The following is a 6,358-nucleotide window of genomic DNA, read 5'->3' as shown; positions in this document are numbered from 1 at the left end:
GCGCTTCACACCGTATCATCAGTCGGGCGCCCGGACCGGCGCGACGGAGCCGGGAAGACGCTTTCCACCGCGGCCCCGCCGAGTCCGCAGCCCAGGCCAGTCGTCCGACTTTTTCAGGACAATCGTTCATGTTTGAAAAGATCCTGATCGCCAATCGCGGGGAAATCGCCCTGCGTATCCAGCGCGCCTGCCGCGAACTGGGGATCAAGAGTGTGGTCGTGCACTCGGAGGCTGATCGCGAGGCCAAGTACGTCAAGCTGGCCGACGAGTCGGTATGCATCGGGCCCGCGTCCTCGCGCGAGAGCTACCTGAACATGCCGGCCATCATTTCGGCCGCCGAGGTCACTGACGCCGAGGCCATCCATCCCGGTTACGGCTTTTTGTCGGAGAACGCGGATTTTGCCGAGCGGGTCGAGAAGAGCGGCTTCGTGTTCATCGGGCCCAAGCCGGAATCCATCCGCCTGATGGGCGACAAGGTCAGCGCCAAGCAGGCCATGATCGCCGCAGGCGTGCCGGTCGTGCCCGGCTCGGACGGCGCATTGCCCGAAGATCCCAAGGAAATCATCCAAATTGCCCGCAAGATCGGTTATCCGGTCATCATCAAGGCAGCCGGCGGGGGCGGCGGCCGAGGCATGCGCGTGGTCCATACCGAGGCCGCCCTGCTCAACGCGGTGACCATGACGCGCTCGGAGGCAGCCGCCGCGTTCAACAATCCCGATGTGTACATGGAAAAGTTCCTCGAGAACCCCCGTCACATCGAGATCCAGGTGCTGGCCGACGGGCAGCGCGGCGCAATCTGGCTGGGAGAACGCGACTGCTCCATGCAGCGCCGCCACCAGAAGATCATCGAGGAGGCGCCGGCTCCGCACATTCCTCGCCGCCTCATCGACCGCATCGGCGACCGCTGCGCCGACGCCTGCCGCAAGATCGGCTACCGCGGCGCGGGCACATTCGAGTTCCTGTACGAGAACGGCGAGTTCTACTTCATCGAGATGAACACGCGTATCCAGGTCGAGCATCCGGTGACCGAAGCCATCACCGGCGTAGACTTGGTGCAGGAACAGATCCGCATCGCCGCGGGCGAGAAGCTGCGCTATCGGCAGCGCGACATCGTGTTCCGTGGCCATGCCATCGAATGCCGCATCAACGCCGAGGATCCGTTCCGCTTTACGCCCAGCCCGGGCCGCATCACCAATTGGCACGTGCCGGGCGGTCCCGGCATCCGCGTCGATTCGCATGTCTACAATGGCTATTTCGTGCCGCCCAATTACGACTCGATGATCGCCAAGATCATCGCCTATGGCGATACGCGGGAGCAGGCGCTGGCCCGGATGCGCATCGCCCTGTCGGAGATGGCGGTGGACGGCATTTCTACCAACATTGCGTTGCACCGCGAGTTGCTGCAGGATGCCCGCTTCATCGAAGGCGGCACCAATATCCATTATTTGGAGCAGCGCCTGGCACAGCGCCCGGAATAAGAGCCCCTCATGCGCGAACTGGTGTTCGACTGCGCCGAGCAAATGGCCGAGCCGCTTTCCGACGCCTTGCTGGAAGCGGGGGTCTTGTCCGTTTCCGTGGAGGATGCGGATTTCGGCACCGAAGCGGAAAAGCCGCTTTTCGGAGAACCCGGGCTGGAGCCCGAAACCCAGGCATGGTCGCGCAACAGGATCGTGGCGCTGATGCCCGACGGCGAAGATCCTGCCCAGGTGCTGGCGCTGGCCTGCGAAGCGTGTGGCATCGAAGCGCCGGGCTGGCAATTGCGGGAGGTGCCGGATGCCGACTGGGTTAGGCTGACCCAGTCCCAGTTCGAACCCATCGAGGTTGAAGGCAAGGTTTGGATCGTGCCCACCTGGCACGAAGTGCCCGACGAGCCCGGCACGATTTCCATTCGCCTGGATCCCGGGCTGGCCTTTGGCACCGGCAGCCATCCCACTACGCATCTTTGCCTGGCATGGCTGGCGAATCACCTGCGCCCCGGGGCCACCGTGCTCGATTACGGATGCGGCTCGGGAATCCTGGCGATTGCCGCGCGCAAGCTAGGGGCGGGCGAAACCGTGGGCATCGACATCGATCCCCAGGCCGTGCAGTCGGCCCAGGCCAACGCCGCCGCCAACGGCGTGGAGGTACTGACTGGCCTGCCTGACGTTCGCCAGGGATGGCGCGCCGACGTCGTGGTCGCCAACATTCTGTCGAACCCCCTCAAAGTGCTGGCGCCCATGTTGTGCGACCGGGTCTTGCCGGGAGGGGATCTGGTCTTGTCGGGGGTGCTCGAGCGCCAGGCCGACGAAGTGGCGCAGGCCTATGCGCCTTGGCTTTCCCTGTCCGTCTGGCGGGCGCTCGACGGCTGGGTGTGTTTGCACGGACATCGTCCGGACTGACGGGGCCGCGCCATGGTCCTTGCCACTCACTGCCCCTATTGCAGCACTTCGTTCCGCGTCGTGCCGGACCAGATCAAGCTGCGCGGCGGGTGGGTCCGCTGCGGCGTGTGCAACGAGGCGTTCGACAGCACCGAGTACTTGTTCGAATTGGACCCGGCCGGCGGGCCGCCGCGGCCCGTGTCGCTGCAGGCCGCGCCGGATTCCGATCCGTCTGCCGAGCCGCGTGTCGTGCGCAAGCGGGGAGAGGGATTGTCGCCGGCGGCGGTGCCCGGCGTCCCGGCGACGCCAGGGGTGCCCGAGGACGAATCCTCGTCCGACCGCATTTCTCCTGCCGGCGGGATGGCCCAGCCGGGCTACCCGGCCTCCTCCCAGCCCGGGGTTTCCGCGCCCGCGTCCGACGAGATCCCGGTCGTGTTGCGACCGCGCAGGTCTTCGGCCGCAGGCGAGGCGGCTCCGCGGGCGCCTGAAGCTCTGCCGGATGCCACCGACGCCGTCGAGGATTCTGCCGGCGATGCCCTGGTGGTAGGCGATGCGGGCGACGACCCGATCCCGCGCATCGTGGCCGAACCTCGTTCAGCGTATGCGCCGCCGGCCGACGAGCCGGACTTCTTCGACCAGGACGAGAAGCGGCGCCGCCGGCGCGCGCAATGGCTGTGGGGCATCGCGGCGCTGGCCGCGCTCGTGGTCCTGGCAGGGCAGGCGCTTTGGATGTTCCGCGCCGAGTTTGCCACCCGCGTGCCGGCCGCTCGCCCGTTGCTTGAAAAATTGTGCCAGCGGTTCCATTGCACGGTGGGATATCCGCGCGCGCCAGAATTACTGGTCATCGAATCTTCGTCCATCGAGCCGTGGTCGCCGGATTCCCCCGGGTTTGCGCCGCCTATCTCTGACCCCCTGCTCGATGCCGGCCAGGTGCCCGCCCAGGTCGTCTTGCCCGTGAGGCGGCTGGCGTTGCGGATCCTGCTGCGCAATCGCGCGGCATTTCCCCAGGCGTGGCCGGCCATAGAGCTGTCGCTGATGGATTTGTCGGATGCGGTGGCCGCGCGCCGCGTCCTGCTGCCTTCGGTGTACCTGTCGCCCCAGGACCTCGCCAAGCCGCTGGGGCCGCTCGAAGAACGCACCCTGCGGATTCCCGTTGAAACCATCGACGCGCATGCCACCGGTTATCGCGTCGCTCTTTTTTATCCGTGACCGCCATGGCTCATCCCGAAACCGCCCCCGTCATCATTTGCGGCTCCATCGCGTTCGATACGATCATGGTGTTCGAGGGCAAATTCCAGGAGCACATCCTGCCCGAGCAGGTCCATGCGTTGAGCGTCTCGTTCCTGGTGCCCTCCATGCGCAAGGAGTACGGGGGCTGCGCCGGCAACATTGCGTACAACCTGCGGCTCTTGGGCGGTACGCCCGTGCCCGTGGCCACGGTCGGCGAGGATGCAGGCGAATACCTGCAGCGGATGCGCGCGCAAGGCATCAACGTCGACTGGGTGAAAGTCGTGCCGGGGACGTTCACGGCCCAGTGTTTCATCACCACGGACCTCGTGGACAACCAGATTACCGCCTTCCACCCCGGCGCGATGTCGGCGTCTGCCACGAATGACCTGACGGCGGCTCCCGGCGTGTGGGGCATCGTCGCCCCCGACTCGAAGGAGGGCATGTTCGCCCATGCGCGGCGCCTGCATGCCCGCGGGGTGCCGTTCATCTTCGACCTCGGCCAGGCCATGCCGCTGTTCAACGGCGACGATCTGCGCGACATGCTGTCGATGGCGCAGGTGCTCACCGTCAACGACTACGAGGCGCGCGTCGTCGAGCAGCGCACGGGGCGCAGCATGGCCGAAATCGCGGCCGGCCTACAGGCCGCCATCGTGACGCGCGGAGAGAAAGGATCCACGCTGCTTACCGGCGGCCAGGAAATCCACATCGACGCGATCAAGGCCGATGCCGTGGTCGATCCTACCGGCTGCGGCGACGCCTACCGCGCCGGCCTGCTTTACGGCATTACCCTGGGCTGGAACTGGGAAGATTGCTGCAAGTTGGCGAGTTTGATGGGGTCCATCAAGGTTGCCAGCCGGGGGCCGCAGAACCACGTGTTGAGCCGCGAGGAAATCTCGGCCCGGCTCGACCGGAGCTATGGCCTGAGCCTGCCCCACGCCTGAGCCCGTCGGTTCCCGGCCGTCCCGCAATTCGTTATGCTTTGAAACAACCTAGCGTGACGGATGCCGCCCTCCTGGGCCGCGGGGGCGAACCGGCGGGGTATAAATCCAGTCGAAGGGTTGTACGTGTTTTTGATGACGAGATAGTGCTGCGGCACCTATCCGATTTTTCAGGATGGCTTTATGGATCGATTCATTGCGTCTTTCCCCCTGAAGGCCGGTCGTGGCCGCGCCATGGCCGTTGCGGCGGCGTTGTCTGCCCTGGCCTTGTTGGCCGGGTGCGCGACGGGTAGCAATTCGGCGTCCGTTTACGACCGCAACCAGGCCCAGCGCGAGCAGGTGGTGCGCCTGGGCACGGTGGAGTCGGTCCGGGAAGTCACCATCGATCGCGGGCAGACCGGCGTCGGCACGGCCGGCGGCGCGATCGTCGGCGGAGTGGCCGGTAGCACGATAGGCGGCGGCCGCGGGCAGATCATCGCGTCCGTGCTCGGCGCCATCGCCGGCGGCGTCGCGGGGCAGGCCGTCGAGGGCGGTTTGTCCAAGCGCACCGGGTTGGAGATCACCGTCCGCTTCGAGAACGGGGAAGTGCGCTCCATCGTGCAGGAAGCCGACGAAAAGTTCTACGTGGGGGACCGGGTGCGGGTGTTGAGCGGCTCCGGGGTGACCCGCGTCACGCACTTGTAAGCAATACCGCCAGCGGTCGTTTCCCACTGAAACGGACAGGCCGGCCGGCATCTCTGCCGACCGGCCTGTGTTTGCATCCGGCCCCGGCGCAGTGGCGGCTGGGCCCGGCCTTACAGGCCGAATACGGGTAGTCCGATACGGGACAACACCATCAGCGCGATCTGCGTGATCAGGAACAGGACGAGCGGCGAAAGATCGAGCCCGCCCATTGCCGGCAGCATGCGGCGGATGGGGTCGAGCAGCGGCGCGGTGAGCGCGTGCAGCGCGGGCATGGCCGGGGCGCGCGGATTCACCCACGACAGGATCACCATCAGCAGCGTTACCCACATCACCAGGTTGATTCCCCACTTGAGCAGTAGCAGCAGGGCGATCCACAGCGCCTCGGGGAAGAGCGACGTGGGATTGATGCCGTCCACCATCATGACTGCCGCCAGGTAAACCAGTGCGGTCACCCACGCCGCCACCACGCAGGCCCAGTCTATGCCTCCGCGGCCGCCGATCACCCTGCGCAGTGGCACGACGATCCAGTCCGTGAACTGGAACACGGTGCGGGAAATCGGGTTGTAAGGCGGCATGCGGACGAACTGCAGCCATAGCCGCAGCAAGAGCACCGCGCCGTACAGTGTCGCGAGGATGTTGAGGAGGAATTGGGCAATGTCGCCAAACATGAAGGCTCCGGTTGCGCCTGTTCCGCAGGCGGTAAAACGTCGGGCTCTGATTGTCGCACAGTCGCCTGGAAGCGAGACCCTTCTTCAATGCAAAAACCCCGTCCAAGCTTGCACCTGGACGGGGCGACATCGGAGCGCCAGGCGCTCCGATGGTTCGCTTACGGGCGGCTGCCCGTAGGGAAGGGCCAAGCCGCCGCGGGGTTGAGGGCCGTTTTGGCGCCCGGAGCCGCCGCGGTGGACGGTGCAGGGGCAGGCTTCTTGGCTGCGGGCTTCTTGGCGGAAGCCTTCTTGGCAGCAGGCTTTTTGGCTGCAGCCTTCTTGGTTGCAGCTTTCTTGGCCGGCGCCTTCTTCGCCGCGGTCGTCTTCTTGGCCGCGGTCTTCTTCACTGCAGCCTTCTTGGCCGGGGCCTTCTTGGCAGCGGTTTTCTTCACAGCGGCTTTCTTGGCCGGCGCTTTATTGGCCGCGGGGTTGTTAAGTGCCG

At 66.0% G+C, this 6,358-nt stretch carries 7 protein-coding genes; 5 read left to right on the top strand and 2 right to left on the bottom strand.

Annotated features, from left to right (window positions below):
- The first annotated feature begins 128 nt into the window (after positions 1-128).
- The 5 genes from accC (at position 129) to IRZ12_RS14470 (ending at position 5,209) form a co-directional block, all read left to right on the top strand.
- Positions 129-1,478 (top strand): acetyl-CoA carboxylase biotin carboxylase subunit, encoded by a 1,350-nt coding sequence (gene accC, locus IRZ12_RS14490; RefSeq protein WP_296469719.1) that lies wholly within the window; start codon positions 129-131, stop codon positions 1,476-1,478.
- A 9-nt stretch (positions 1,479-1,487) separates the two neighbouring features.
- The gene (prmA, locus tag IRZ12_RS14485) at positions 1,488-2,378 is read left to right on the top strand and encodes a 50S ribosomal protein L11 methyltransferase (RefSeq protein ID WP_296469718.1); all 891 of its coding nucleotides are present in this window, start codon (positions 1,488-1,490) and stop codon (positions 2,376-2,378) included.
- A gap of 12 nt (positions 2,379-2,390) precedes the next feature.
- A complete protein-coding gene (locus IRZ12_RS14480; RefSeq protein WP_296469716.1) occupies positions 2,391-3,566 on the top strand; it encodes a DUF3426 domain-containing protein in 1,176 nt (391 codons plus the stop codon).
- A 5-nt stretch (positions 3,567-3,571) separates the two neighbouring features.
- On the top strand, positions 3,572-4,528 hold the full coding sequence (locus IRZ12_RS14475; protein WP_296469714.1) for a carbohydrate kinase family protein: 957 nt from the start codon (positions 3,572-3,574) through the stop codon (positions 4,526-4,528).
- Between the two features lie 231 nt (positions 4,529-4,759).
- Positions 4,760-5,209 (top strand): glycine zipper 2TM domain-containing protein, encoded by a 450-nt coding sequence (locus IRZ12_RS14470; protein WP_296469721.1) that lies wholly within the window; start codon positions 4,760-4,762, stop codon positions 5,207-5,209.
- Positions 5,210-5,319: 110 nt separating this feature from the next.
- Here IRZ12_RS14470 and IRZ12_RS14465 read toward each other — a convergent pair whose 3' ends face one another.
- Both IRZ12_RS14465 and IRZ12_RS14460 read right to left on the bottom strand, forming a co-directional pair.
- A complete protein-coding gene (locus IRZ12_RS14465) occupies positions 5,320-5,877 on the bottom strand; it encodes a YggT family protein (RefSeq protein ID WP_296469712.1) in 558 nt (185 codons plus the stop codon).
- 158 nt (positions 5,878-6,035) lie between these two features.
- A partial coding sequence (locus IRZ12_RS14460) for a histone H1-like repetitive region-containing protein (RefSeq protein WP_296469711.1) occupies positions 6,036-6,358 on the bottom strand: 323 nt, incomplete at its 5' end.

This window comes from Pigmentiphaga sp. (genome assembly GCF_019689535.1).
Classification (GTDB): domain Bacteria; phylum Pseudomonadota; class Gammaproteobacteria; order Burkholderiales; family Burkholderiaceae_B; genus Pigmentiphaga.
Note: the sequence above shows the minus strand (reverse complement) of the source record. Positions and strands in the feature narration are given on the sequence as shown.

Coding starts and splice junctions, on each gene's coding strand:
- IRZ12_RS14465 (WP_296469712.1), bottom strand. CDS start 5,877: ATGTTTGGCGACATTGCCCAATTCCTCCTCAACATCCTCGCGACACTG.
- IRZ12_RS14480 (WP_296469716.1), top strand. CDS start 2,391: ATGGTCCTTGCCACTCACTGCCCCTATTGCAGCACTTCGTTCCGCGTC.
- IRZ12_RS14475 (WP_296469714.1), top strand. CDS start 3,572: ATGGCTCATCCCGAAACCGCCCCCGTCATCATTTGCGGCTCCATCGCG.
- accC (WP_296469719.1), top strand. CDS start 129: ATGTTTGAAAAGATCCTGATCGCCAATCGCGGGGAAATCGCCCTGCGT.
- prmA (WP_296469718.1), top strand. CDS start 1,488: ATGCGCGAACTGGTGTTCGACTGCGCCGAGCAAATGGCCGAGCCGCTT.
- IRZ12_RS14470 (WP_296469721.1), top strand. CDS start 4,760: ATGGCCGTTGCGGCGGCGTTGTCTGCCCTGGCCTTGTTGGCCGGGTGC.